Here is a 26,863-nt window from a genome sequence, read left to right as displayed (position 1 = left end):
TAACCTAGGCGCGTGGCGCAGCAGATGGAGCCGTCCCCCGCCCCGCGCAGACAGCACCGGGTATTCGCGAGCTGGTATCCGGGCCGTGCGGCGGCGATGGACAAGGCCGGGTTCGCGGAGTACCGCGACCGCTTCCTCGCCGGGCTGTCCGGCGAGGTGCTCGAACTCGGCGCGGGCAGCGGCCTGAACTTCGCGCACTACCCGCCGGAGGTCGAGCGGGTGGTCGCGGTGGAGCCCGAGGCGAGGATGCGCGAGCTGGCCGGGCGGGCGGCGGCCGAGGCGCCGGTGCGCGTCGAGGTCGTGGACGGCGTCGCGGAGGATCTCTCGGCCTTCGCCGGGCAGTTCGACGCCGCCGTGTGCTCGCTCGTGCTCTGCTCGGTCCACGACCAGGTCGACGCCCTCACCCAGCTGCGCTCCGTGCTGCGGCTGCAGGCGGGCAGCAAGGTCGGCGAGGTGCGCCTGCTCGAGCACGTCCGCGCCGACGGCGGCACGCTCTCCCGCGTGCAGCGTGCGCTGGACGCGACCGTCTGGCCGCTGATCGGCGCCGGCTGCCACTGCTCCCGCGACCTGACCCGGGCGATCGGCCCGGCCGGCCTCGCCGTGAAATCCGCCGAGCGCTTCAAGTTCCCGGCCAAGGGCCCGAGCCTGCCCACCTCCCCGCACCTGTTCGTCACCGCGGTCCCGGAGCGGCGAGCCGATCCGGGACGACGCTCCGCGTCAGCCGTTGATCGGTGAGTTCATCGGTGCGGACCGTCTGCCGCGGACGTCCGAAACGGCGCCGAGGGGGTCGCGGAAGACGCGGTCGATGACGAGCGAGGCCGCGGCGACGGCGTTCACGCGCGCTCCGAAGGCGGAGGGGACGACGGCCGTGCGCGTGGCGACGCGCAGCTCGGGCAGGAATTCGGCGGCCTCGGTCAGGCCCGCGCCGGCGACGACGAAGAGTTCGGGGTCGAGGATCCCGGCGAGGACGGACACCGCGGCGCCGACGCTGCGCGAGCGCTCGCGCAGCAGCTGCTCGGCACGCTCGTCCCCCGCGCGGGAGGCCTTGAGCACGAGGTCGATGCGCGGCTCGGGCACCACGCCGAGGCGCATCGCGCGCGCGGTGGTCGGACCCTCTCCGGCGAGCGAGAGGAAGCAGTCGCGCGCGCCGCAGCTGCACGGCTCCGCGTCCGCCGGGGCGCAGCGCGGCACGCCGAGCGGGAGGTGGGTGACGTCGCCCGCCGCCGCGTGGGCGCCGCGGTGGACGTCGCCTTCAGCACTGTAGGCGAAGCCGAGGACGTCGCCCACGTAGAGGTAGCCGAGGCTGCGGACCCGTCTCGCCCTGCCGAACAGCGCCTCGGCCGCGGCCATCGCCCGCGTGTGTTCGTCCACGTACACCGGCAGGCCGATGCGTTCCCCGAATTCGGCGCGCAGGTCCACGCAGTGGCCGCCGAGCGCCGGGTGCCCGCCGAGCGTTCCGGTGGCCGCGTCGACGGGTCCGGCGCCGATCACGCCGAGCCCGAGCAGCCGTCGCGGCCCCGCCGTCCGGGCGGCCAGCGCGCCCAGCCGCTCGCAGACCCGGTCGATCAGCGCGCGCGGCGCGGGAACCTCGTGCTCGAGCTCCGCGGCGCCGAGCAGCCTGCCGCGCAGGTCGAGCACGCCGAGCCGGCTGCGGCGCGCGCCGAGGTGCGCGCCGAGCACGGCGCAAGCGGAGGCGTCGAGGTCGACCGGGACGCGCGGCCTGCCGACCGTCTGCGCGGCGTCGGGCTCGTCGAGTTCGCGGAGCAGACCGCGTTCGGCGAGCAGCGGGTAGAGGCGGGTGACGGTGGCCGGGCTCAGGCCGCTGATTTCGGCGATGCGGGTGCGCGGCACCGGGCCGTGCAGCAGTACGGCGCGCAGCACCGCGGCGGCGTTGGCCGCCCGGACAGGGGTGGGCACGGGGGTTCCTCGGGTTCCGGCTCGCGTTACGGCTCAGGGGCAGGACTGCGTCCGCGGAGTGGGTTCCGGGGCGCTCACCGGGAACGACACAGGGCGCTGCCGCATCGCGCGAAGTCGATGTGGCGGCGCTGTACCAGGATCCTGAGCGAGGCGGCCATCACCGTGATGCTGACGGCCTCTCAGCACTTCTGTCAACACCTGACGGGCGCTCAGCCCTTCGGGCACTGCGCCGAATCGGCGGTGACGGTGAGCGCGTCGACCGCCCAGTGCCGGTTGGACTCGCGGACCAGGCCGAGCTGCTCGTAGGCCGGGTGGGCGGTCTTCGGCTGCACGGCGGCGCCGACCACGTGGGTGCGGGACTCGCCGCGGACCACATGGGACCAGTCGGCGCAGAAGCTGACCTGCGCGGCACGGCCGTCGTCGAGGGGGGTGTACTCGGTGTCCTCGAGCACGATGGTTCCCACCGGCTGCTGCTGGTGCCCGGTCCACTGGCTTATCTGCGCGTCGACCTCGGTCAGGCCGCTGCCGGTCCAGTACTCGGTGAGCTCGGGGTCCTTCGCGGTGCCCGCGTACTCCCCCTCGACCATCGAGCGCATCGCCTGCTGGACGGTGAACAGCACGGCGTACTCGGTGCGGTCGGAGAGCGCGGGGTGGTGGAAGGCGACGGCGACGGTGACCGGCAGGGTGATCCGCTGGTCCTGGTGCTCGGCGGTCACGGTCGTCGGCTGGATCAAGGGCGGGTCCGCCGGGGCCTTCGCGCAGCCGGACGACAGCGCCGCCACCGCCCCCAGCGCGAACACGACGGCGTATCCGCGGCCCCTCCTCGTCACACGCACCTCCCAACGGTAACGCTGAGTGCACATATGTGCACCAACAGTCACCAAAAGTGTGACGGGCTCGCTGCGCTCCCCGCGCCCGTCACCCCGGTTCAGCCACCCGAGTCGTCGAGCTCCGCGCCTTCGGGGACGGTGTCGTCATCGCGGTTGTCGAGCCAGCCGTAAGGCAGGACGACGCGCGCGGGGGCGTTGGTCCGTCCGCGGGGCTTGCCGAGGACCTCGGCCGGGAACGGGGCGTCCTGATCGAGCTTGCCGAGCAGGTCGTCCAGTTCCGTCAGACTCGAGGCCATCGCCATGCCCCGGCGCAGTTCGGTGCCGACCGGGAAGCCTTTCAAGTACCACGCCACGTGCTTTCGAAACCCCGTGACGCCCTCCCGCTCGTCCCCCAGCCACTGTACGAGGAGTTCGGCGTGGCGTCGCATGATTTTCGCGACCTCGCCGAGCGCGGGCATGGTGCGCTCGTCGCTGCCGGCGAAGGCGTTCGCCAGGTCGCGGAAGAGCCAGGGCCGGCCGAGGCAGCCGCGGCCGATCACGACGCCGTCGCAGCCGGTCTCGCGCATCATGCGCAGCGCGTCGTCGGCCTCCCAGATGTCGCCGTTGCCGAGCACCGGGATGTCGAGGGCCTGCTTGAGCTGCGCGATCGACTCCCAGTCTGCCTCGCCGGAGTAGCGCTGCTCGCCGGTGCGCGCGTGCAGGGCGACGGCGGCCACGCCCTCCTCCTGCGCGATCTGCCCGGCCTCGATGAACGTGAGATGGTCGTCGTCGATGCCCTTGCGCATCTTGATGGTGACCGGGATGCCGGCGTCGCGCGCGGGCTCGACCATCGCGCGCACGATCTGCCGGAACAGCTGCCGCTTCCAGGGCAGCGCCGAGCCGCCGCCGCGCCGGGTGACCTTCTTGACCGAACAGCCGAAGTTCGCGTCGATGTGGTCGGCGAGGTCCTCCTGCACCACCATCTCGGCGGCCTTGCGGACCGTGGCCGGGTCGACGCCGTAGAGCTGCAGCGAGCGGGGCTTCTCCTGCTCGCCGAACTCGATCATCTTGTACGTCTTGGGGTTGCGGGCGACCAGCGCCTGGGTGGTGATCATCTCGCAGACGTAGATACCGGCGCCCTGCTCGCGGCACAGCTGCCGGAAGGCGACGTTGGTGATCCCGGCCATGGGCGCGAGGACGACCGGCGGGTCCACCGCGTACGGGCCGAAGCTGAGAGAGGGATTCACCCTTCCAGGATCTCACGGCGCGACGTGGGGTCCCTCACGTCGACAGCGTATCTACCCGCGGGTAGTGTCTATAGACGTCAACAGGGTTGCTGGTCGTGCGGGTCAGCAGCCTTTTTTCGTACGCGAGGACTTCAGGGAGCCCTACGTGCCGACGCTCGATGCGCCGTCCCCTCAGGCGCCGAAATACGTTTACGACTTCACCGAGGGTCACAAGGACCTCAAGGATCTGCTCGGCGGGAAGGGTGCGAACCTCGCCGAGATGACCAACCTCGGGCTGCCCGTCCCTCCCGGCTTCACGATCAGCACGGACGCCTGCCGGGCCTATCTGTCGGCCGGGGCCGCGCCCGAGGGGCTGCGCGAGCAGGTCTCCGCCCACCTGGCCGCGCTCGAGGAGAAGATGGGCCGGAAGCTGGGCGATCCGACGGACCCGCTGCTGGTCTCGGTGCGCTCGGGCGCGAAGTTCTCGATGCCCGGGATGATGGAGACGGTGCTGAACATCGGCCTGTCCGACGTCTCGGTCTCGGGGCTGGCCGCGGTGGCGGGCGACGAGCGCTTCGCCTGGGACTCCTACCGCCGGCTGATCCAGATGTTCGGCAAGACCGTGCTGGACATCGACGGCGAGCACTTCGAGGAGGCGCTGGAGGCCGCCAAGCGCGCCAAGAACGCCACGAGCGACGTCGACCTGGACGCCTCCGACCTGGCGCTGCTGGTCGACGCGTACAAGGCGATCGTGCGCGAGCAGGCCGGGCGCGACTTCCCGCAGGACCCGCGCGAGCAGATGGACCTGGCGATCAACGCCGTGTTCCACTCGTGGAACACCGAGCGCGCCAAGCTCTACCGGCGCCAGGAGCGGATCCCGCACGACCTGGGCACGGCGGTGAACGTCTGCTCGATGGTCTTCGGCAACCTCGGCGCGGACTCGGGCACCGGCGTGGCGTTCACCCGCGACCCGGCCACCGGCCACTCCGGCGTGTACGGCGACTACCTGGCGAACGCGCAGGGCGAGGACGTGGTCGCGGGCATCCGCAACACCCTCTCGCTGGAGCAGCTCGAGCAGCTGGACAAGGCCTCGTACGACGAGCTGATGCGCATCATGAAGGTGCTCGAGGGCCACTACCGGGACCTGTGCGACATCGAGTTCACCATCGAGCGCGGCAAGCTGTGGATGCTGCAGACGCGCGTGGGCAAGCGCACGGCGGCCGCGGCGTTCCTGATCGCGGCGAACCTCGTGGACGAGGGCGTGATCACCCCGGACGAGGCGATCGAGCGGGTGAGCGGGGCCCAGCTGGCGCAGCTGATGTTCCCGCAGTTCGACCTGACGGGTAAGCCGAACCGGGTCGCGAAGGGCATGAACGCCTCGCCCGGCGCGGCGGTCGGCAAGGCCGTGTTCGACTCGTACACGGCGGTGAAGTGGTCGCGCTCCGGCGAGCGGGTCATCCTGATCCGCCGCGAGACGAACCCGGACGACCTCGGCGGCATGATCGCGGCCCAGGGCATCCTCACCTCCCGCGGCGGCAAGACCTCGCACGCGGCGGTCGTGGCCCGCGGCATGGGCAAGACCTGCGTGTGCGGCGCCGAGGAGCTGGACGTGGACACGAAGGCGCGGCGGCTGACCGCGCCCGGCGGCGTGGTCGTCGAGGAGGGCGACGTCATCTCGATCGACGGCTCCTCGGGCGCGATCTACCTCGGCGAGGTGCCGGTCGCCCCCTCCCCCGTCGTCGAGTACTTCGAGGGACGGCTCGGCGCCGACTCCGCGCGGGCCGGCGAGCTGGTCAGGTCCGTGCACCGGATCATGACGTGGGCCGACGAGAAGCGCGCGCTGTACGTGCGGGCCAACGCCGACACCCCGGACGACGCGGCCCGCGCCCGGCGGTTCGGCGCGCAGGGCATCGGCCTGTGCCGCACCGAGCACATGTTCCTCGGCGAACGCCGCGCGCTGGTCGAGCGGCTGATCCTGGCCGAGGACGACTCCGAGCGGCAGAAGGTGCTCGCCGAACTGCTGCCGATGCAGCGCGACGACTTCGTCGGCATCCTGACGGCGATGGGCGGCCTGCCGGTCACCGTCCGGCTGCTCGACCCGCCGCTGCACGAGTTCCTGCCGGACCTCACCGAGCTCTCGGTGCGCGTCGCGGTGGCCGAGGCGCGCGGCGAGGACAACGAATCCGACCTGCGGCTGCTGCAGGCCGTGCACAAGCTGCACGAGCAGAACCCGATGCTCGGCCTGCGCGGCGTGCGCCTCGGCCTGGTCGTGCCGGGCCTGTTCATCATGCAGGTGCGCGCGATCGCCGAGGCGGCCGCGCAGGTCGCCAAGGCCGGCGGCGTGGCCCGGGTGGAGATCATGGTGCCGCTGGTCGGCGCCGTGCAGGAGCTGGAGATCATCCGCGACGAGGCCAGGGCCGTGCTGGACGAGGTCACCGAGACCACCGGCGCCGACATCAGGGCCCTGATCGGCACGATGATCGAGCTGCCGCGGGCCGCGCTGACCGCGGGCCAGATCGCCGAGGCCGCGGAGTTCTTCTCCTTCGGCACCAACGACCTCACGCAGACCACCTGGGGCTTCTCCCGGGACGACGTGGAGGCCGCGTTCTTCTCGGCGTACCTGGACCGGGGCATCTTCGGCGTCAGCCCGTTCGAGACGCTCGACCGGGACGGCGTGGGCCGGCTGGTGTCGCTGGCCGCCGGGGAGGGCCGCAAGACCCGTCCCGCGCTGAAGCTGGGCGTCTGCGGAGAGCACGGCGGCGACCCCGAATCGGTGCATTTCTTCCACGATGCCGGACTCGACTACGTGTCCTGCTCGCCGTTCCGGGTGCCCGTTGCACGATTGGAAGCCGCCCGCGCCGCGGTACGCAACCCGCGACGCTGAGTTTGCGGCACAATGACCGGGTGAGCCGACGCGTCAGGAACCTGATCACAATAGCGGTGGTCGCATGCCTGGCCGTCGGCGCCTGGTCGGCGTGGGCGTCCCGCTCGAAGCCGGCCGGGGCGAAGTACGAGCCCGCCGACGGGCAGGTGTACCTCGGGGTGTCCACGGACATCGGCCGGCTCGACGCCTTCGACGCGGCGGCCGGCCTGGGCTCCGGCCGGCACCCGGCGATCTACGACCAGTGGACGACGCCGGACGGCAGCGTGCAGCCGATCCTCGACAACGCCGCGACCCGCTCCGGGATGGCGCCGATGATCTCGTGGAACCTGCCGATGACCGGCGGCCAGATCACCGACGGCGGCAAGGACGCGTATCTCAGGGCCCAGGCGCAGGCGGTGAAGAAGCACGGCGGCGCCGTCTTCGTCCGGCTCGACTGGGAGATGAACGCGAGCTGGTACCCGGACTGGAACCTGCCGGGGGTGACCCCGGCCCAGTTCATCGCCTCCTGGCGGCACGTGTACGAGATATTCCAGGAGGAGGGCGCGACGAACGCCGCGTTCGTCTGGTGCCCCACGCTGTGGAACGGGCCCGGCGGCCTCAGCCCCGACACCTGGTACCCCGGCGACGCGTACGTCGACTGGCTCGGCATCGACGCGTACCCGCAGAGCGCCGTGACCTCGTTCATCATGACCGGCGCGGGCGGACTCGACGACACCGTGAAGTTCGCCGCCGCGCGCAAGAAGCCGCTCATGGTCGCGGAATGGGCGCCGGCGAAACCGCAGCCGGACACCGCCGCCGCGATGAACCTGATCTTCGACTTCGCGGCGGCCAATCCGAAGACCGTCAAGGCCCTGGTCTACTTCGACTTCGACACCAACGGCAAGGACTACACGCTCAAGGACCATCCGGTCGGCGCGGTCGAGTTCCGCAAGCGGGTCGACGGGAACTCGGGCTTCCTGCTGGCGCTTTCCTAGGCCGTGTCTTCAAACTTGCGTCGGATCAGGCCGCGGCGTCTGACGCGTGCGCTCGCAAGGCGCAGGGGCGGGCGCATACTCGGTCGTCTGCAACCGCCCCTGCAACGCCGCGAGCGTGCGTGGCAGGCGTCGCGGACCCGGCGATAGTCTGAAGACACGGCCTAGCGCGCCCGCCGAGGCCGCAGGCCGGCCGGGCGTCAGCCGGCTGATCCGCAGCGGTCGATCAGGACCAGGCCATCGGCCCCGCCGAGGGGTCCTGAGCCTCGGCCAAACCCTCGCTCTCGGCGCGCAACGCCTCGGTCGCGCCGGGTTTTCGCACAGCCCTGCTCCATCCGGCTGACGTGAGCAGTTTCCGCGAACACCCTGGTCAGTAACGTATTGACCGAGGGTATACACCGAGTGCATACTGCCGGTGTGAGCGTTCCTCTGACTCTTCTCGGGCTGCTCGACCGCGAGCCAAGCCACGGGTACGACCTCAAGCGCGACTACGACGCCTTCTTCGGTCGGGACAAGCCGCTGCCGTTCGGCCAGGTGTACTCGACGCTCGGCCGGCTGGCGCGCGACGGGAAGGTCACGGTCGGGGCGAGCGAGCCGGGGGACGGGCCGGACCGGAAGCGGTACTCGATCACGGAGGCGGGCCGGACCGAGGTCGAGTCCTGGCTCGCCGAGCCGGCCCCGCCGGAGCCGCACCTGCAGTCCGTGCTCTTCGCGAAGGTCGTCCTCGCCCTGATGCTGGGCCGCGACGCGGCCCGCTACCTCGACGCGCAGCGCGGCTCGCACCTGCGGCGCATGCGCGAACTGACCGAAACGCGCCGCGGCGGCGCCACGATGGACGTGCTGCTCGCCGACTACGGCCTGTTCCACCTCGAAGCGGACTTGCGCTGGATCGACGCCACGGAGGCGCGGCTCAGCGCACTCAGAGAAATGGTACGCAAGCCATGAGCACAGACCTGACCCTGGCGCGAGAACCCGAGCCGGGCCCGGCCGTTTCGCGCCGGTCCCTCCTGGAAGCCCGCGACGTGCACCGGTCCTTCGGCCAGACGCCCGCGCTGCGCGGCGCGCAACTCGCCGTCGGCGGCGGCGAGATCCTCGCCGTGATGGGGCCGAGCGGCTCCGGCAAGTCCACGCTGCTGCACTGCCTCGCCGGGATCTACACCCCCGACCAGGGCGAGATCCGGTTCGACGGGCAGCGCATCGACGAGCTCAGCGACGCCCGGCGCACGGAGCTGCGCCGGACCGCGTTCGGCTTCGTCTTCCAGTTCGGCCAGCTCATCCCCGAGCTGACCGTCTCCGACAACATCGCGATGCCGCTGCTGCTCGGCGACGTCCGCCGCAAGGAGGCCTACCGGCGCGCCGACGCGTGGCTGGACCGGCTCGGCCTCGGCGGGCTCGGCGGACGGCGGACCGGCGAGCTGTCCGGCGGCCAGGCGCAGCGGGTGGCGATCGCCCGGGCGCTCGTGCCGCAGCCGAAGGTGCTGTTCGCCGACGAGCCGACCGGCTCGCTCGACTCGCTGACCAGCGAGACCGTGATGGACCTGCTGGTGAGCACCGCGCGGGCCGAGGGCACGACCGTCGTCGTGGTCACCCACGACGCCCGGGTCGCCGCGTGCGCCGAACGCACCGTCATGGTCCGCGACGGCAAGGTCTCCGCGCTGACCGAGTACGAGGTGGCGGGCTGATGTACCGCCTCGGTCTGCGCCTCACACTGCGCAGCGGCAAGGAGGCGCTCACCCGCCTCCTGGTGACCATGGCCGCGGTCGCGGCGGGCGTCGCCATCCTGCTGGCCGTGCTGGCCGACTTCCACGCCTTCGAGTACACCAACAATCAGCCGCGCTGGCAGAGCACGGTGGGCACGACGGTCACGGGAGGCTCGTCGTACTCGTACTCGTACTCCGCCTCCGGCCCGAACGCGCACAGCGAGCTGTGGAACTACCGCGAGACGGTCTTCCGGGGCCGGACCATCGACGAGCTCGACCTCGCCGCCCTCGGCCCGGGCGCCCCGCTCCCGCCGGGGATCGGCGCACTGCCGCACGCCGGCCAGTACTACGCGTCGCCCGCGCTGGCGGCCCTGCTCGCCTCCACCCCGCGCGACGAGCTGGGCGAGCGGTTCCCGGGCACGCAGGCGGGCATCGTCGGCGACAGAGCCCTGACCGGCCCGGACGACCTCGTCGTCTACGTCGGCTACAGCCCGTCGGAGCTGGCCGTGCGGCCGTCCACGATCCAGGTCTCGACGATCGCGGGCGGCGCGCAGACCAGCGTGTGGACGAACTACTTCCGCTACGCATTCGCGGTCGGCGCGGTCGCGTTCGTGCTGCCGATCCTCATCCTGATCGGCATGGCCACGCGGCTGGCCGCCACCCGCCGGGAGGAGCGCTACGCGGCGCTGCGCCTGGTCGGCGCGACGAACCGGCAGATCGCCGTGATCTCGTCGGTCGACGCGAGTGTCAGCGCACTGGCCGGCACACTGTTCGGGATGCTGCTGTTCGTGCTGTTCCGGCCCTTGCTGGCGGACGCGGCACTGTTCGGCAGCAAGTATTTCTCGTACGCCGTCACCCCGACCGCGCTCGGCTACCTCGCGCTGCTGGTGTGCGTGCCGCTCGCATCGACGATCGCCTCGCTGATCTCGCTGCGCCGCATCCGTATCTCGCCGCTCGGCGTCACGCGGCGGCAGACGCCCCCGAAGCCCAGCTTCCTGCGGGTCCTGCCGCTGCTGGTCGGCATCGCGCTCTACGGCTACGGCATCGCGACGACGAACAGTCAGGAGATCGGCCCCGGCGTATACCCCGGCCTGCTGCTGGCCATGATCGGGCTCGTCATCGCCGGGCCGTGGCTGACCTTCGTGGCGGCAAGGCTGATGGCGCGTTACACCGGCAGCGCGCCCTCGCTGCTCGCGGCCCGACGGCTGGCGGACGCACCGAAGGCCTCCTTCCGCGCCGTCAGCGGCCTGGTGCTGGCCGTCTTCCTCGGCTCGATGCTCGGCGGACTCATGCCGACGCTCAACGAGACGAACGCGACGCCGTCCGCGACGGCGCTCTCGAACGTCCTGCTCGACACGTTCCCCTACTCCCCCGTCTGCGGCGACAACGTCAACTGCACAGGCGGCGACCCGAATAAGACCGCTACCACGACGTCCGGGATGCTCGGCCTGGAGCCCGCGACCGGTGCGGCGCTCGTGCGGCAGTTGGAGGCGATGCGCGGCGTCGAGGTCATGCCGTACTACTCGCTGTCCAAGGACGCGACCGCGACCCCGCCGATGGGCGGCGGAAAGAACGGCTCCGGACCGCGCCCGGCGCCTCACCGCTCAGCGTCCTACGACGCCGTGGTGAGCTGCGCGGCCCTCGCGCAGATGCCCGCGCTCGGCTCGTGCGCCGCCGGCGACCCCGCGATCGAAGCCGACACCAGCAACCTGACCAGCGACAACCCGCGAGACTCCACCGAGCCGATCGCCGCTCCCGGCAATCCGGCGGCGAAGGCGGACTTCAGCGGCCTGTACCTGCGCGGCGTGCTCGTCAAGGTCGACAACGCGACGACGCTGGAGGTCGTGCGCACGTTCCTGGTGACGCACACCCCGCTCTCGCAGTCCGGCATCGCCCCGCGCACCTTCGGCGAGGCTGTGCAGGCCAGGGCGTCGGTCGCCTCCATCGTCCAGCGCATCACGAACATCGCGATCGTGCTCACGCTGCTGGTCGCCGGATGCAGCCTCGCCGTGGCCGCTGGCGGCAGCCTCGTCGAGCGCAAGCGCCCCTTCACCCTCCTCAGGCTGACCGGCACGCCGACCCGCGCGCTGTACAAGGTCGTCCTGCTCGAAGCCCTGCTCCCCCTGTCCGCTGCCACGGTCCTCGCGATCGCGACGGGCTACGGCCTCGCCGTGGTCGCCGCGGTCAAGGTAGCCCCGAAGGGAACCCCGGTCCCCACGCCCTCCGGCTCCTACTACCTGACCATGGGCATCGGCCTACTCGCCGCATTCGCCCTGATCAGCGGCACGCTTCCGTTCCTCGGCCGGATCACCCGATCCGACAGCGCCCGGTTCGAATAGCGGCGTCGCACCTGCGCCGGCCTCTGACACGTACGTGGGGCGTGTCAGAGGCCGGCGCCGTTTCCGGCTTCGCCCTCCGGCCTAGCTGAACTTGAACCAGTTGACGTTGACGAAGTTGCCGGTCGTCGACGTCGTGAAGGTGACGTAGAGCGTGTGCGTGCCGCTCGGGATCGGGCTCGCCGTGCCGGTCGCGGTGACCCAGGTCTGCCAGCCGCCGGTGCCGCTGACGTTCACCGTCGCGAACGGGGTGGCCGTCAGGGAGTCCAGGCGGAACTGGACCGTGCCGATGTTCGTGCCGGTGGCGGCTGAGGCGATGCGCGCCGCGACGTTGCCGGACAGGCCGCTGCCGAAGTCGACGTTGGTGTACTCCAGCCAGCTCGCCGAGTTGATCCAGCCGACGTCGTTGCCGCCGCCGGTGTCGGAGGTCGCCTCGGTGCCGGTCGAATTCTGCGCGGCGTACTGCGAGGCCGTCACCGTCACCGGGCTCGCGGCGCTCGTGCTGCCGCCGGTGAACTCGAACCAGTTGACGTTGACGAAGTTGCCGCCGGTCGACGTCGTGAAAGTGACGTAGAGCGTGTGCGTGCCGGTCGGTGTCGGCGACGATGCCGTATCAGCGCTGGTCACCCACGTCTGCCAGCCGCCGGTTCCGTTCACGTTCACGGTCGCGAACGGTGTCGCGGTCTCGGAGTCGAGCCGGAACTGGATGGAGCCGATGGCGGTGCCGGTGACCGCCGAGGCGTCGCGCACCTCGACGCCGCTGTATCCGGACCCGAAGTCGACGTTGGTGTACTCCAGCCAGCTCGCCGAGTTGATCCAGCCGACGTCGTTGCCGCCGCCGGTGTCGGAGGTCGCCTCGGTGCCGGTCGAATTCTGCGCGGCGTACTGCGAGGCGGTGACCGTCATCGTTCCCGAGCCGCCTCCGGTGGAGGTGCCGGTGGGCAGTTTCCACTGCTGCTGGGCGGTATCGGCGCAGGTCTCGATGTCAAGTCTCGAACCCGTGTTGCCGCCCGGATCGGTGAGGCAGAGCCCCGAGTTCGGATTGACGAGCTCGCCGTTGGATTCGTAGGTCCAGTTCTGCGCGTTCGAGGCGTTGCACGGATACCAGTCGACGTCGGTGCCCGATGTCGTTCCCGCGCTGACCACGTCGAGGCAGCCGCCCTGGACGCGAACCGTGCCGTCCGAGTACGGCGACCACTGCTCGCCGGGGTCTCCGTCGCAGGCGGCGAGCACCATCGGGTTGCCTTCGGTGTTCAGCGCGCCCTGGTCGGCCGCGCACAGGCCGTTGATGCCGGTGAGCGCGCCGGTGGCGGTGGCCGTGCCGGTGGGCGTCGAGTTGCCGCCCTCCTCGTAGACCGCGACGTAGCCCACGCTCATCGCCGCGCCGGAGGTCGTGGCCGAGGTCGGGGTGGTCGAGCCGTAGACGCCGTTCGGGTAGTTCCCGCCCATCGCCAGGTCGAAGATGATGAAGAAGCCGTGGTCGACGGCCTCCTGCCACGCCGTCGTGCCGACGGAGGCCTCGGTGATGGTGCTCTCCACCGTGCCGTCCATCAGGAATTCGAGCGTCTCGGCGCTGGTGTTCTGGCGGTTCAGGATGACCGAGTAGGTGTGGTAGCCGCTCTGGCAGGACGAGCTCGTATCAGGGCAAGACATCAGCGCGTGCCCGCTGCTTCCGGCGGCGTCGTGCAGCGTCTGCGAGGCTTCGTTCAGGCCGTTGACGTCCTCCATCATGTCGATCTCGCCGGACGTCGGCCAGCCGCCGCCGGTGCGCATCGGCGAGCCGAGCGCCCAGAAGGCGGGCCAGTAGCCGAGCCCGTTCGCCGGATTCGGCTGCTCGATCGACGCGGTCATCTCGAGCTCGCCGCCGGCCGGCGCCTGGAAGTCGTCGCGGGTGCTCTCGATCCGCGCGGACGTCCACGTTCCGCCGCTGTCGACGGCCTTGAGCACGAGATGCCCGTTGCCGTCCACGTACACGTTGCCGGTCGAGCTCGTCGTCTGCTCGGTCTCGCCGGTCCCGTAGCCGGTCCCGATGTCGTAGAACCAGTTCTGCGCCGAGGGCGCGGTCCCGGCCGCCCCGGCGAAGTCGTCGCTGAACACCGTGGTCCACCCGGCGGGCGCGGGCGGCACGGCGGCGGCCGAGGCGGCCGGTGCGAGGGCGAGGGCCGCGGCCGCGGCGCCGGTCAGACTCCCGGCGAGCAGGGCCGCGCTGGTCAGTAAGGCGCGGAAGTGTGCGGGCATGCTGGAGTTCCCTTTCAGCGCAGCGCGCGGTGTGAGCGTGCGGACGGAGCGTGGCGCGGATCGGGAGAGCGCTCTCCAATCAGGGAACTGTTTACGGCCGCGTAACACGGCTGTCAAGCGGTTCGCCGGGTTCCGGTACGGCGAGGGGCGGGCAGGCGGCTTCCGGCCGCCCGCCCGCCCCGGCGCATCAGGCGGAGAGGTGCCGGTCAGGAGCTGTCCGAGCGCCAGATCCAGTAGTACCCGGTGCCGTACTCGTCGCTGTCCTTGACCTTCGCGATCAGCTTGTAGCCCTTCTGGGCCATCAGGTCGCCGTCGATCGTGTTGTCGACGCCGGCCGTCGGGCCGAAGCGCAGCACGATGAGGCCGAAGTACTGGTCGGCGATGGCCTGCTCGTAGGCGGGGATGCCGGAGAGCACCTGGCCCTTCTTGGTCGTGTACGTGAACGAGAAGGTGCTGTACCACTGGTACGGCTCGGTCAGGTCGTCGAGGTAGTAGCGCGGGACCTCGTCCTCCTCGGCGAGGATGCGGTCGGTGACCGGCCGCACCTGGGTCTTGAGGTCGGCGACCATCTGGCTGGAGTTGGGCCAGCCGGCGTAGAGCTGCGTCGACTGCACGATCGCGGCCCAGGTCAGGGCGAGGCAGACCATCAGGCCCGCGAAGAGTCGACGCGGGTCGCGGGCGCCGATGCGCAGCAGGCCCGCGAGGGCGACCCCGGCGACGGGCGCCGCGAACAGCAGGCCGAAGCCGACGTGCTTCTGCAGGGACGTGGCCGTGTGCAGGTGCACCTGGTACGCGGGGGCCAGCAACGCGGTGAACGCCAGCGCGCTGCTGAGCAGGATACGGACCAGGACGGCCGCGCGGCTCTCGCCGTTCCTCCGGGCCAGTCTCGCGTCCACGTAGACGCCGGCGAAGGCGAGAATCGCGACGCCCGCGCCCAGCTCGGCGGCCAGTTTGAGTATGTAGCCGAGCGAGTCGCCGCCGCTGGCGCGGTTCGTGGTCGTGGACGTGATGCCCGCGACGTACGAGTGGCCGAGCAGCTTGAGCCAGCCGTATACGAGTACTCCGAACGAGCCCGTGAACAGCAGCCCTCGGCCGATCGAGGCGAGCCAGCCGCGGCGCCTCGCCTCACCGGTGCCCTTGACGCGGCCGCCGTACCTGCCGACGAACACCGCTACGAGCGCGATGGTCGGGATGAACAGCAGACCCGCGTACTTGGTGCCGACCGCGAGCACCGCCGGGGGCACGGCGAGCAGCACCAGCGGCGCCATTCCGCGTGCGGTCGCGACGACGATCCAGAGCGCGAACGCGAGCAGGAACAGCGACATCGGGTCGTACGTGGCGAGCCTGCTCAGGAAGAGCGTCGGCGCGGCGACGGCGAACAGCGCCGCCGCGCAGGCCGCCGCCGGGCGTCCGTAGAGCCGCCTGGTCACGCCCCACACGCAGCACGTCGCGCCGAGCATGAAGATCAGGCTCAGTGCGCGCGCTCCCTCGAGCCCGAACAGGCCGTCGGCGGCGGCGCCGAGGACCGGGTAGAGGAACGGCGCGCCGGAGAAGTACGTCGAGTAGTTGTCGTACGTGGCCTGGTGGTGCAGCAGCCAGGCGATCTCATGGTGCCCGGCGTACAGATACAGCGCCTCGTCCTCGAACGCGGTGTTGTGCAGCCGGATCGCCAGTGCGATCTGCAGCGCGAGCACCGCGAGCAGCGGCAGCCGGCCGATCAGCCAGCGGCCCACCCGGTGCGCGGCGAACCGCTCCCACGGACTCGGGCCGATGTACGAATCAGGGTCGACCGTGTGGATGACCGTCAGCGAATCAGCCACCGTTGTCCACCTTCGCCATCGCCGCCGCCAGCTGCTGGAACTCGGCCACGGTCTGCTTGTCCGCGGTCAGCGCCCACGGCTGGGCGTCCTTGCCGGCCAGATCGCTCACCGGGCCTGCCTCCTGGTAGACCACCGCCGCCACGTCGTGCCGCGCGGCGATCGCCGCCTGGAGCTTCTTCAGCCACGCGACGCGCTGGGCCGGGGTGCCGTCGAGCGAGACCTGGAGCATCAGCTGCTTGCCGGGGTGCGCCGCCGCCGCCGCGGCCAGCTGCGCCGCCGGGTCCGCCCAGGTCGTCTTCGGGAACTCGGCCAGCGTCAGCGCCACGGCGTCGATCTGGCTCGCGGGCGGGGTGTACGCCTGGTCGTGGGCCGGGTCGCCGGGCGTCCAGACCCACGAGACATTGTTCGCGCCGGCCGCCGTGAACAGCGCCCTGATGTGCGTCCACGCCCGCGAGACGTCCTGCGGGATGCCGCCGTTGGCCACGCCCGAGCTCGCCGCGTAGTTGCGGTCGGCCTGCGGCAGGACCGTGAGGTACAGCGGCTTGCCGTACGCGGTGATCTGCTGCGCCCACGAGCTGATCTGGGCGTCGTCGCTGCCGTTGGCGATCGCGGTGAGCGCCGAGTTCAGCGTCGACTTGCCGTTCTGCGAGAACACGATCGTGAGCCACGGCACGCCGCCGTTCGACGAGATCGAGTCGGCCCAGCCGTAGTCGAAGGAGTCTCCTATCTCCTGCGTCCGCGCGGTGGTGCCGAACGTGACCTCGAGCTGCTTCTCGATCGCCTTCACGCCGCTGCCGCCGTAGGGCGTGGCCAGGGCGCCTACGCCGACGTACGGATGCGCGGGCAGTGAGGCGGCGGTCAGGTGCAGCGGGTCGGAGTGCGCGGCGAGCGTGCTGGTGTCCAGGATGAACAGCATCGCGCCGCCGACCACGAGCCCGGCGACGGCCGTGCGCGGCTTCGGCAGCCGGCGCGCCGGTCGCCGCCCCTTGTGCCTCCGCTGGTGCGGGTCACGCCGCGGGATCAGCGCCTCGGCCGGCGCGTGTCCGCCGTGCAGTTCGGCCTCGCGCCGCTCCTTGCGGGCCTGGCGGGTGTCCAGGACCACGAGGATCATGTGCATCCCGGACATCATGCACAGGTAGAGCAGCCAGAAACCGGCCAGCCAGTACGCCGTGCCGCCCGAGCTCAGCGCCAGCTTCACCAGCGCGACGAGGCAGCCCGCGACGACGATGAGGTGAAGCTGCGCGGTCCGCCACGGCGACATCGTGCCGCGCTTCTTCGGCGTGAGCGTGAAGTCGCCCTTGCGGCCGATCACGACGCGAAACGCCGCCTGCAGCAGTACCGGGAACGAGCCGTAGTTGATGATGATGCAGCGCCACGTCGTGATGTCCCACGCGGCGTGCCAGAAGCCCGCGATCGAGAGCGCGAAGTAGGGCACGAAGTACATCAGGAAGTCGGTGGCCGTCGCGCCGCGCACGCCGCTGATGCCGGTGAGCACGAACGCGATCGGCGCGATACAGAAGATCAGGTCGCGCACCCCGCACCAGTAGTGCGTCGTGGCCAGCAGGTAGTGCGCGCGCTGCTGGGCGGTCAGGCCCTTCTCGCCCTTCTTCGCGGGCAGCAGCAGGTCGCGCCAGTGGTCCCACATGATGTTGAGCGTGCCGCGCGCCCAGCGGTCCTGCTGCTTGAAGAAGGACGCCAGGTCCAGCGGGCCGAGGCCAACGGCGAGGATGCCGGTGTAGTACACCGAGCGCCAGTTCGCGGCCATCCGGATGGAGGCGGCGAAGTCCTCGGTGATCGAGCCGGTCGGGATGCCGCCGATGGAGTCGATCGCCGTGGCGCGCATCAGGAAGTTGGTGCCGCAGATGAACGCGGAGTTGTGCGCCGCCTTGCCGGGGCACAGCAGCCGGTAGAACAGCGACTGCTGGTCGTCGGCCCAGCGGGCGACGGGGTTCTTCCGGTTGCCGTAGAACTGGCCGGACTGCACCCAGCCGACCTCCGGGTCGTCGAAGCCCGGGATCAGCTTGAGGAAGAAGTCCTCGCGCGGCACCTGGTCGCAGTCGAAGATGCACAGCAGCACGTCGCCCTCGGCGCCGACGACCGTGCGCGCGTTGTTGATGTTGCCCGCCTTCGCGCCGCCGCCGACGTCGCGCACCACGTGCAGCACGCCGAGCTCGCGGCACAGGTCCGAGATCTCCGGGACCGTGTCCTTCTTCGCGACGAACCCGTCGTCGCATACGACGACCGTGATATCCGTGTACGGATGCTCGGCGAGGTACGCGGCGCGCGCCGCCAGGATGCCGGTCAGCGTCGGGCGCAGCACCTCCTCGCCCTCGTCCACCGTCGGCACGAACACGTACACCGGGTACTTGAAGGGGTCGACGCGACGGTCCTCCGGCACGAACCGGCGGCCGTAGAAGGCCTCGGGCTCGGCCGGGGGGTTGCGCGGCCACAGGCCGATGTGCAGGCCCATCGTGTGGATCGCGGCGTGCATCTCGGCGAGGTAGAGCGGGATGCCGATGATCCAGCCCGGCAGCGGATGCCCGCCGATCGCGATGACCGTGAAGCGCCACGACAGGTAGTTGACGCCGCTGGTGAAGACCGCCAGGGCGAAGGCGATGTTGCGCAGCTGCCGCCCGCGCCAGCCGGCCGTCCAGGCCAGGCCGAGGGCGAATGCGAAGGCCGCGGCGGGAAGCCACGGCCCGGGCCGTTCGACCGCGATGACCACGGCGACGGCGAGCAGCCCGAACCGGCTCAGCCACAGCGCCCAGGGCGCCACCTCTCCGGGCGGCGCGGCGATCGGATCCGGCTGGATGACCGGGAGGACCCCGGTGTCCGCGTCCTGATGGCCCGTCAGCAGGGGTTTCGGGCGCGGTCTGTCTTCGAGAACGGTCATGCGGTTGCTTCCCCACCCTTTCGCGCGGCCGTCCGACCCCCCAGGGTCCGCGGTACGGCACAGGCCCGCGGCCCACCAGCCTGCGGGTTTCGGTGATGTGTATCCGGGTGTGTGCTCTGGAACGAGTCACGAGTCTATCCGCAGCCTGTGAAGAACAGGCAAAATCAAAACACTTTTTCAACTCACAGGGTGAATGAGCGCTCTCGCTGCGCTACCACACGCTACCCCCAGGTGGAGTAACCGCCCGTCAGCGCCATGTCCGGGTAAAGTGAGGGTCAACTGACCTTATACCATCCCTTAATCGGACAAACGAATTCATCAGCGCAGGTCGCCAGATGGTCAGACCACTGATGTTTTGACAAATAAACATTCGATCAAGCTGGTGTAACAGAAATATCCGTAACATTCGAGGCGTCGGCGACGGGGAACGGCGCATGCCTGCGCGCGAGGCGCACGAGGGCGTGCAGCGGCTCGGAGACGGTGCCGAGCCGCGCCTGCCAGCGGGCCTCGATACCGACCCTGGCCAGCCGCAACGAGCATTCCGGGGCGAGTTCGAGCTCGACCAGGTCGCCGTCGGCGAGCTCGCGGGCCACCACGAGCCGCGGCACCATCGTGATCCCGCGTCCGTTGGCCACGATCCGGCGCAGCATCGCCGTGGATCCGGTCAGCATGCCGATCCGGGTGAAGGGGCCGATGTCCCGGCCGTACTGGTCGAGCAGGTACTGGGAGGTGCATCCGTGGTCCGCGACCATGAACTCGGCCTCCATCAGCTCGTCCCTGGTCAGCGGGCGTCCGGCGCGGGCGAGCGGGTGGTCGGGGGCGGCCACGAGCACGACCTGGTCCTGGCCGATCGTGGCGTGCGGAAGCGCGGTCGGGTTGCCGTTGTCGAACACGAACGCGACGTCGAGGCGGCCGGCCGCGAGGTCCTCCGCGATCTGATCGCGCATGCCGACGACGAGCCAGGGCTCGGCGCCCTGGCCCGGCCCGGCGGCGCCGAGTTCGAAGGCCGTCAGCAGGTCGGGCATCCATTCCGTGGCGAGGGACTCGACGACCCCGATCCGCACCCGGGGCCGGGCGCCGACCACCTCGCGGCGCAGCCGCTCATCGAGCTCCAGCCACTCCCGGGCCAGCGGCGCGAGACGCTCGCCGGCCGGGGTCGGCACGGTGCCGGTGCTGGTACGGTGCAAGACGGGCACACCGAGCTCCTGCTCCAGGCCGCGCAGCTGGTCGCTGACGCTGGACTGGGCGAATCCGAGCTGCTGGGCCGCCGCGGCGATGCCGCCGCAGTCGAGCACCGCCAGGAACGCGCGTAAGTGCCGAGCCTGCATACCGGTCATTATCCACGGCTATCGGAAGCTCCGATAGCCCCACCGGGATCCCGGCCTGTCGGCGCGCCCCCGGAGTCCCGATGCTCGAAGCATGACGACGATCTCCCCGCCGCGCGTGCCCGCCGCGGCCGCCACGGCCGCGGATCCGGCGGCCCGCCGCCGCTTCTTCGGGATCACCATCGGCCTGCTGCTGGTCAACTTCGACGCCACCGTCCTCAACGTCGCCCTCCCCCGCATCGGCGAGGATCTGCACTCCGCCGCGGCCGCGCTGCCCTGGACCGCCGACGCGTACACCGTCGTCGTCAGCGGACTGCTGCTCGCGGCCGGAGCGCTCGCGGACCGGCTCGGGTCGCGCCGCGTGTTCCGCGGCGCCCTGATCACATTCGCGGTCTTCTCCGTGCTGTGCGCGCTCGCCCCGAACGCCGGAACGCTGATCGCGGGACGCGCGCTGCTGGGCGTGAGCGCCGCCGGACTTATGCCGGCGAGCCTGGCCCTGCTGCGCGTGCTCTACCCGGATCCGGCGCGGCGCGTTCGCGCCGTCGGCAGTTGGGCGGCCGTGACCACGCTCGGCCTGTCGGCGGGTCCCGCGCTCGGCGGCCTGCTGCTCGCACTGGACTCGCCCGACGCCTGGCGGCTGATCTTCCTGGTGAACCCACCGTTCGCGCTGCTGGGCTTCGCACTCATCCGCGGCATCGGCGAGCCCGAACGCGGCCCGCGGCGGAACGTGGACGTGGCCGGACTGCTGCTGTCCGTCGTGGGACTCGGCGCCGCGAGCTTCGGCCTGATCGAGTCGGGTTCGGCGGGCTGGACGAACCCCGTCGTCCTGGCCGCGATCGCCGTCTCAGTACTCGCGTTCGGCGCGCTCACCCTCGTGGAGCGGCGTACCGCGGCGCCCGCACTGCCGCCGGTGCTGTTCTCTCTCACGCGGGTGAGGACGGCGCTCGGTTCGGCGCTGCTGACCAACTACCTCTGGTACGGACTCTGGTTCCTGCTCGCGATCTGGCTGCAGACGGTCCGCCATCTCAGCCCGCTGGAGACAGGCCTCTTCTTCGTGCCGGCCGCGCTGCCCTGCTCGATGGTGCCGCCGTTCACCGCACGCGCCGTCAACCGCTTCGGCGCCCGACGCGTGCAGGTCACCGGGTTCACGCTCTACGCGTTGGCCGCCGCCCTGTTCATCGCCGCCGGATCGCACGCGGCACTCTGGATCTACATCGTCGGCGCGCTGATGTTCTCCCTCGCCGCGGTCCAGGTCGTACCCGCGGTCACCTCCGAGATCTCGGTAGCGGCGCCCGGGCGGTACGCGGCTACCGGCCAGGGCGCGCTCTACGCGGCACGGCAGGCCGGTTCGGCGCTCGGCGTCGCGGTGGTCAGCGCGGTCGGCGTCGCGAACCTGCGCGGCGCGGCCGCGGCCCTGTTCGTCGGGGCCGCGCTGGCGCTTGTCCTCATCACGTTCGGCGGGAGGGCTAGCCAGAGCCGATAGCGTTGGGATGTGAGTTACGAGCCCTCGGACATCGAGCGGTACGCCGTGGAGCCGGTGAGCGGCGAGAAGCGGGGCGCGACCGACCGCACGCCCTTCCAGCGGGACCGCGCGCGCATCCTGCACAGCGCCGCGCTGCGCAGACTCGCCGGGAAGACCCAGGTGGTCGCCCCCGGCGAGTCCGACTTCCCGCGCACCCGGCTGACCCACTCGCTCGAGGTCGCGCAGATCGGCCGGGAGATCGCCGGGGCGCTCGGCGCCGATCCTGACCTGGTCGAGGCGGCCTGCCTGGCGCACGACCTGGGCCACCCGCCCTTCGGGCACACCGGCGAGGACGCGCTCAACGACGTGTGCGGGCACATCGGCGGCTTCGAGGGCAACGCGCAGAACCTGCGGATCATGAGCCGGCTCGAGCCGAAGATCATCACCGCCGACGGCCGCTCCGCCGGGATCAACGCCACCCGCGCGCTGCTCGACGCGACCACGAAGTACCCCTGGCGGCGCCGCGAGGGCCTGCGGAAGTTCGGCACGTACCGCGACGACCTGCCCGTCTTCCGCTGGGTGCGCGCCGCGACCCCGCCCGAGTACGCCGAGGGCAAGTGCTTCGAGGCGCAGATCATGGACTGGTCGGACGACGTCGCGTACTCGGTGCACGACCTCGAGGACGCGATCGTGTCCGGACAGCTGGATCTTCGGATACTGAAGATCGACGAGGAGCGCGAGGCGCTCTACCGCCGCACGCTCGGGTACGCCCCGGACGCCTCGGTCGAGGAGCTCGCGGAATCGCTGGACCGCCTGCAGTCCGTGGAGTGGTGGCCGACCGATTTCGACGGCTCATTCGGCGCGCAGGCCCGGCTCAAGCGCACGTCGAGCGAGCTGATCGGCCGGTTCTGCCGCCCGGTGGTGAAGGCGACGAAGGACGAACACGGCCCCGGACCGCACCGGCGCTACGCGGCGCGGCTGGTCGTGCCGCGCACCGTGCGCCTGGAGTGCGAGCTGCTGAAGGCCGTCGCCGCGCGCTACGTGATGGAGACCGATCGGGCGCTGGCGCTGCGCCGGACGCAGAGCGACCTGATCAAGGACCTCGTGGCACGGCTGAGTAACCGGCCCGACCTGCTCGACCCGCCGTACGCGGAGACGTACGCCGCCGCGCCGGACGACGCCGCCCGGCTGCGCGTGATCGTCGACCAGGTCGCCACCTTCACGGACACCAGGGCCTACGCGACCTACCGCAACCTCATTGTCAGCGCCGGAACACGATGACCGGCGCGGTACGACTTTTCCCGCTGGTCACTGCATTGACGGCTCATCCCGCGAGCGTCCGGAGCGGTAATATCTGTAGCTATGGCCGGTCGGATCAGAGATGAGGACGTGCGCGCGGTGCGCGACGCGTCCCCGATCGATGACGTGATCGGCGAGTACCTGCAGCTGCGCTCGGCGGGCGGCGGCAACCTGAAGGGCCTGTGCCCGTTCCATGACGAGAAGTCGCCGTCGTTCAACGTCACGCCCTCGCGCGGCATGTACTACTGCTTCGGGTGCGGCGAGGGCGGCGACGTCATCACCTTCATCACGAAGATCGAGGGCCTGAGCTTCAACGAGTCCGTCGAGCGGCTGGCGAAGCGGGCCCGGATCGAGCTGCGGTACGCGGAAGGCGGCTACACCAAGCGCGCGGTGAGCAGCGAGCGTGCGCGGCTGCTCGAGGCGAACCAGGCCGCCGCACAGTATTACCGCGAGCAGCTGGCGACGCCGGGCGCGCGCGCGGGCCGCGAGCTGCTGGCGGGTCGCGGGTTCGACCAGTCGGCCGCGGAGAAGTTCCGCATCGGGTACGCGCCGGACGGCTGGGACCACCTCGTGCGCCTGCTGCTCTCCCGCGGCTTCACCGAGCGCGAGCTGATGACGGCGGGTCTGGCCTCGCAGGGGCAGCGCGGGCTGATCGACCGCTTCCGGCACCGGCTGATCTGGCCGATCGCCGACGTCGGCGGCGAGATCATCGGCTTCGGCGGACGCCGGCTGTCCGACGACAAGAACTCGCCGAAGTACCTCAACACCCCGGAGACGCCCCTTTATAAGAAGTCCTCCGTGCTCTACGGACTCGACCTCGCGCGGCGCGAGATCGTCAGCCAGCAGAAGGCGGTCGTCGTCGAGGGCTACACCGACGTGATGGCGTGTCACCTCGCCGGCGAAGGCACGGCGATCGCGACCTGCGGCACCTCCTTCGGCGAGGAGCACATCAAGATACTGCGCAGGCTCACCGGGGACCGGAACCAGTTCCTGTCCGCGAAGATCGTGTTCACCTTCGACGGCGACTCGGCCGGCCAGAAGGCCGCGCTGCGGGTGTTCACCGAGGACCAGCGCTTCGTGACGCAGACGTACGTCGCCGTCCAGCCGGAGGGCCTCGACCCCTGCGATCTGCGGATGGCCCGCGGCGACGCGGCGGTGCGCGACCTGGTCGACTCGCGGGTGCAGCTGTTCGAGTTCGTGATCAGGACGCAGCTGGCCGAGCACGACCTGAACACGCCCGAGGGACAGGTGCAGGCGCTGCGCGCCGCGGCCCCCGTCGTGGCCGGTATCCGGGACGACGCGCTGCGGCAGGGCTACGCGCTGCGGCTGTCCGGCTGGCTCGGCCTCGACGAGCAGGTCGTGCGCGCCGAGGTCCGCCGCGCCGCCCCGCGCCGGGAGCGGACCGCCGTGTCCGGCGGCGGCCCCGGCGCTCACCGACCGCCGTCGCCCGGCGCCGCCGCGGTCCCCGCCGCCCCCGCCGTCGAAGTCCCCGCGCGGGACCGGTATCGGCAGCGGGAGGCGCTGAAGGTGGCGCTGCAGTACCCCGGCGCCGCCGGAGCCCTCTTCGACGACCTCGAACTGAACGAGTTCACCCTGCCCGCGCACGCCCTCGTCTGGCAGGCGATCGCCGCCGCCGGCGGCTGCGCGGCCGCCCGGTCGGCGGACGAGTTCCGGGAGAAGGTCATGGCCTCGGCGGCGGACGACCGGGTCCGCGGGATGATCAACGAACTGCTCGTGGAGCCGCTCCAGGTGCGGCGCACGGCGAAGACCCGCGACCAGGTCGAGCAGCACTACGTCGAGACGTGCATGAGCTCCGTCCGGCTCAGCGCCGTGGAGCGGCGGATCTCGTTGCTGCGTGCCCAGATGCTGCGCGCCGGGGCCGCCGGAGACCCGGACGCGCAGGCGGCGCTGTTCGGCCAACTCCAGCAGTACCAACAGTACGCCGCGCAACTCAAGTCCCGCTACGGGCTGTAGAACCCGGGCTCCCGCGGGGGGCGTTTCACCGCGCTCCGGGACATTACGGGCGGGGGATGCGGCCCGGATTGACCCGGATTCCGCGCACCTGCACCGGTAAATAGCGCAAAGTTCCTCGGCTCGGGAGGCGCAAACCTGCGCGCGCCGGGGTAGGGGTGTATCGCAAGGAACCCACAGTGCCGTCGGTCCCAGCTTGGCGCCCGGCGGTGCGAGCCAAGGATCGCCAGTGGAGCCGAGTGTGCGGCGGGACCGAGCGGGTGCAGCAGCCCGCGCACGCAATCCACTGGCCGTTGATGCGAACGGAGTTCGGATGGACGGCGCGCTCGCCCGAGTGTTGACGGATCCTGATACCACAGCCGCCCCGGCGGGCGTCGGCGGGCCGCGGAGCGGGCGCATCCTCAGACTCGTGGAGCCGCCGGCCGATCCGCCGGAGCAGACCCGTCCGGAGTCCCTGATGGCGCAGGCCCGGCCGGCGCAGACGGACGAGGAGCCGATGGCGGCGGCGGACGCGGGCGCGCAGGGCGCGCACGACGCTCAGGCCGGCGAGGGCATCGAGGTCGGCGAAGTCGGGGGCGAGGGCGTCGAGACCAGCGAGGTCGGCGAGGTCGGCGAAATCGGCGAAATCGAGGGCGGGACGCTGGCGGAGGTCGTGCAGCTGCCGCTCGCACGGACCGAGGCGCAGTCGCGGAACCTGCGCGAACCCGACCCCGCCGAGATGGAGCAGGAGGAGCAGGAGGCCCAGCCCACCGAGAAGGAGGAGGCCGCGGCCGAGGCGCACGTGACCGCCTGGGCCGACTCGGCCGGGCCCGCGGGCGACCTGTTCCGCCAGTACCTGCGCGAGATCGGCCGCATCCCGCTGCTGACGGCCGTGCAGGAGGTGGAGCTCGCCAGAGCCGTGGAGGCCGGCCTGTTCGCCGACGAGCGCCTGCTGACGACCTTCGACCTGCGCGCCGAGGACCGCCGCGACCTGCACGTACTCGTGCTGCAGGGGCAGAGCGCGAAGCGGAAGCTGATCGAGGCCAACCTGCGCCTCGTCGTCTCCATCGCCAAGCGCTACATCGGCCGCGGCATGTCGATCCTGGACCTGGTCCAGGAGGGCAACCTCGGCCTGATCCGCGCCGTCGAGAAGTTCGACTACGCCCGCGGCTACAAGTTCTCCACGTACGCCACCTGGTGGATCCGCCAGGCGATGAGCCGCGCCCTGGCCGACCAGGCCCGCACCATCCGCGTCCCCGTGCACGTCGTCGAGCTGATGAACCGCGTCGTCCGCCTCCAGCGGGCGCTGCTCCAGGCCAACTCGATCGAGCCCACCCCCGAGCAGATCGCCGAGGTCCTCGGCGTCCCCACGGAGCGCGTCATCGAGGTCCTGCGCCTAGCCCAGGAGCCCGTCTCCCTGCACGCCCCCGTGGGCGAGGAGGACGACGTGGCCCTAGGCGACCTGATAGAGGACGCCGACGCGGAATCCCCCGCCGACTCCGTGGCCGTGATGATGCTCAGGGAGCACCTCGACACCCTCCTATCCACCCTGGGCGAGCGCGAGAAGCGCGTCGTCCAGCTCCGCTACGGCCTCACCGACGGCGAGCCGCACACCCTAGAGGAGATCGGCCGCACCTTCGGCGTGACCCGCGAGCGCATCCGCCAGATCGAGGCCAAGACCCTCGCCAAACTCCGCGGCCACTGCTACGCCGACCAGCTGAAGGACTACCTGCGGTAGGGCGAAGGGGGTGGGCGGCGTGTAGGGCGGTCTACGTGTAGGGCCGTCTATCGGTCGGTGGTGCATCCGCAGCCGGTGGCGCGTAGGGCGGTCTATCGGCCGCTGGCGCGTAGGGCGCTCTATCGGTCGGTGGTGCGGAGGTCTGCGGCCGGTGGCGTGTAGGGCGGGCCGGCGGTCGGTGATGCGAAGGTCGGGCGGCCAACGGCGCGACGGGGGCCGACCGGCAGTGCGAAGCGCGGACGACCGCTGGTGCAAAGGACGGGCGACCGGCGGCCCGAAAAAGGGGGCAACCGGT

The 26,863-nt window shown here is 71.2% G+C and carries 17 protein-coding genes; 10 read left to right on the top strand and 7 right to left on the bottom strand.

Annotation, left to right across the window (positions count from 1 at the left end):
* Positions 1-12: 12 nt before the first annotated feature.
* Positions 13-735: a class I SAM-dependent methyltransferase gene (locus KDK95_RS20655; protein ID WP_212519869.1), complete on the top strand. Its 723-nt coding sequence runs from the start codon at positions 13-15 to the stop codon at positions 733-735.
* Here KDK95_RS20655 and KDK95_RS20650 read toward each other — a convergent pair.
* The 3 genes from KDK95_RS20650 to dusB form a co-directional block, all read right to left on the bottom strand.
* The gene (locus KDK95_RS20650) at positions 718-1,917 is read right to left on the bottom strand and encodes an ROK family protein (protein ID WP_212519868.1); all 1,200 of its coding nucleotides are present in this window, start codon (positions 1,915-1,917) and stop codon (positions 718-720) included. The genes KDK95_RS20655 and KDK95_RS20650 overlap by 18 nt on opposite strands.
* Before the next feature lie 209 nt (positions 1,918-2,126).
* The gene (locus tag KDK95_RS20645) at positions 2,127-2,747 is read right to left on the bottom strand and encodes a hypothetical protein (protein ID WP_212519867.1); all 621 of its coding nucleotides are present in this window, start codon (positions 2,745-2,747) and stop codon (positions 2,127-2,129) included.
* A 98-nt stretch (positions 2,748-2,845) separates the two neighbouring features.
* Positions 2,846-3,973, bottom strand: coding sequence for a tRNA dihydrouridine synthase DusB (gene dusB, locus KDK95_RS20640; RefSeq protein WP_307844512.1), 1,128 nt, complete (start codon positions 3,971-3,973; stop codon positions 2,846-2,848).
* 145 nt (positions 3,974-4,118) lie between these two features.
* On the opposite strand from dusB, the gene ppdK reads away from it, so the two are divergent.
* The 5 genes from ppdK (at position 4,119) to KDK95_RS20615 (ending at position 11,846) form a co-directional block, all read left to right on the top strand.
* A complete protein-coding gene (ppdK, locus tag KDK95_RS20635) occupies positions 4,119-6,836 on the top strand; it encodes a pyruvate, phosphate dikinase (RefSeq protein WP_212519866.1) in 2,718 nt (905 codons plus the stop codon).
* A 20-nt stretch (positions 6,837-6,856) separates the two neighbouring features.
* The gene (locus KDK95_RS36005; protein ID WP_212519865.1) at positions 6,857-7,810 is read left to right on the top strand and encodes a glycoside hydrolase family 26 protein; all 954 of its coding nucleotides are present in this window, start codon (positions 6,857-6,859) and stop codon (positions 7,808-7,810) included.
* Positions 7,811-8,224: 414 nt separating this feature from the next.
* Positions 8,225-8,752, top strand: coding sequence for a PadR family transcriptional regulator (locus tag KDK95_RS20625; RefSeq protein WP_212519864.1), 528 nt, complete (start codon positions 8,225-8,227; stop codon positions 8,750-8,752).
* Complete coding sequence (locus KDK95_RS20620; protein WP_212519863.1) at positions 8,749-9,489, top strand: ABC transporter ATP-binding protein; 741 nt, start codon at positions 8,749-8,751, stop codon at positions 9,487-9,489. The genes KDK95_RS20625 and KDK95_RS20620 overlap by 4 nt, the downstream gene beginning before the upstream one ends.
* Positions 9,489-11,846, top strand: a complete 2,358-nt coding sequence (locus tag KDK95_RS20615; RefSeq protein ID WP_212519862.1) for an FtsX-like permease family protein — start codon at positions 9,489-9,491, stop codon at positions 11,844-11,846. The genes KDK95_RS20620 and KDK95_RS20615 overlap by 1 nt, the downstream gene beginning before the upstream one ends.
* A gap of 81 nt (positions 11,847-11,927) precedes the next feature.
* On the opposite strand, the gene KDK95_RS20610 is transcribed toward KDK95_RS20615, so the two are convergent.
* From KDK95_RS20610 to KDK95_RS20595, 4 genes are all read right to left on the bottom strand, one after another.
* Positions 11,928-14,081, bottom strand: a complete 2,154-nt coding sequence (locus KDK95_RS20610; protein WP_212519861.1) for a carbohydrate-binding protein — start codon at positions 14,079-14,081, stop codon at positions 11,928-11,930.
* 206 nt (positions 14,082-14,287) lie between these two features.
* Positions 14,288-15,901 carry an ArnT family glycosyltransferase gene (locus KDK95_RS20605; RefSeq protein ID WP_212519860.1) on the bottom strand — a complete coding sequence of 538 codons (1,614 nt, stop codon included), beginning with the start codon at positions 15,899-15,901 and terminating at the stop codon, positions 14,288-14,290.
* Positions 15,894-18,794, bottom strand: coding sequence for a glycosyltransferase family 2 protein (locus KDK95_RS20600; protein WP_212519859.1), 2,901 nt, complete (start codon positions 18,792-18,794; stop codon positions 15,894-15,896). Before KDK95_RS20600 ends, KDK95_RS20605 begins: the two co-directional genes overlap by 8 nt.
* Before the next feature lie 374 nt (positions 18,795-19,168).
* The gene (locus tag KDK95_RS20595; protein WP_212519858.1) at positions 19,169-20,122 is read right to left on the bottom strand and encodes a LysR family transcriptional regulator; all 954 of its coding nucleotides are present in this window, start codon (positions 20,120-20,122) and stop codon (positions 19,169-19,171) included.
* A gap of 91 nt (positions 20,123-20,213) precedes the next feature.
* Between KDK95_RS20595 and KDK95_RS20590 the strand changes: the two genes are divergently transcribed.
* The 4 genes from KDK95_RS20590 (at position 20,214) to KDK95_RS20575 (ending at position 26,568) form a co-directional block, all read left to right on the top strand.
* Entirely contained in the window at positions 20,214-21,602 is a 1,389-nt protein-coding gene (locus tag KDK95_RS20590) for an MFS transporter (RefSeq protein WP_212519857.1), read from the top strand.
* A gap of 9 nt (positions 21,603-21,611) precedes the next feature.
* On the top strand, positions 21,612-22,862 hold the full coding sequence (locus KDK95_RS20585; RefSeq protein ID WP_212519856.1) for a deoxyguanosinetriphosphate triphosphohydrolase: 1,251 nt from the start codon (positions 21,612-21,614) through the stop codon (positions 22,860-22,862).
* 81 nt (positions 22,863-22,943) lie between these two features.
* A complete protein-coding gene (dnaG, locus tag KDK95_RS20580; RefSeq protein ID WP_212519855.1) occupies positions 22,944-24,854 on the top strand; it encodes a DNA primase in 1,911 nt (636 codons plus the stop codon).
* A gap of 406 nt (positions 24,855-25,260) precedes the next feature.
* On the top strand, positions 25,261-26,568 hold the full coding sequence (locus tag KDK95_RS20575) for an RNA polymerase sigma factor (protein WP_307844509.1): 1,308 nt from the start codon (positions 25,261-25,263) through the stop codon (positions 26,566-26,568).
* Positions 26,569-26,863: the final 295 nt, after the last annotated feature.

This window comes from Actinospica acidithermotolerans (genome assembly GCF_018139625.1).
In the GTDB taxonomy this organism is placed as follows: Bacteria; Actinomycetota; Actinomycetes; order Streptomycetales; family Catenulisporaceae; genus Actinospica; species Actinospica acidithermotolerans.
This window is presented reverse-complemented; position numbering and strand designations above follow the sequence as displayed.

What these genes read in the sequence shown, in the direction of transcription:
- KDK95_RS20595 (WP_212519858.1), bottom strand. Translation starts at nt 20,122, where the DNA reads ATGCAGGCTCGGCACTTACGCGCGTTCCTGGCGGTGCTCGACTGCGGC.
- KDK95_RS20610 (WP_212519861.1), bottom strand. Translation starts at nt 14,081, where the DNA reads ATGCCCGCACACTTCCGCGCCTTACTGACCAGCGCGGCCCTGCTCGCC.
- KDK95_RS20620 (WP_212519863.1), top strand. Translation starts at nt 8,749, where the DNA reads ATGAGCACAGACCTGACCCTGGCGCGAGAACCCGAGCCGGGCCCGGCC.
- KDK95_RS20590 (WP_212519857.1), top strand. Translation starts at nt 20,214, where the DNA reads ATGACGACGATCTCCCCGCCGCGCGTGCCCGCCGCGGCCGCCACGGCC.
- KDK95_RS20600 (WP_212519859.1), bottom strand. Translation starts at nt 18,794, where the DNA reads ATGACCGTTCTCGAAGACAGACCGCGCCCGAAACCCCTGCTGACGGGC.
- KDK95_RS20615 (WP_212519862.1), top strand. Translation starts at nt 9,489, where the DNA reads ATGTACCGCCTCGGTCTGCGCCTCACACTGCGCAGCGGCAAGGAGGCG.
- dnaG (WP_212519855.1), top strand. Translation starts at nt 22,944, where the DNA reads ATGGCCGGTCGGATCAGAGATGAGGACGTGCGCGCGGTGCGCGACGCG.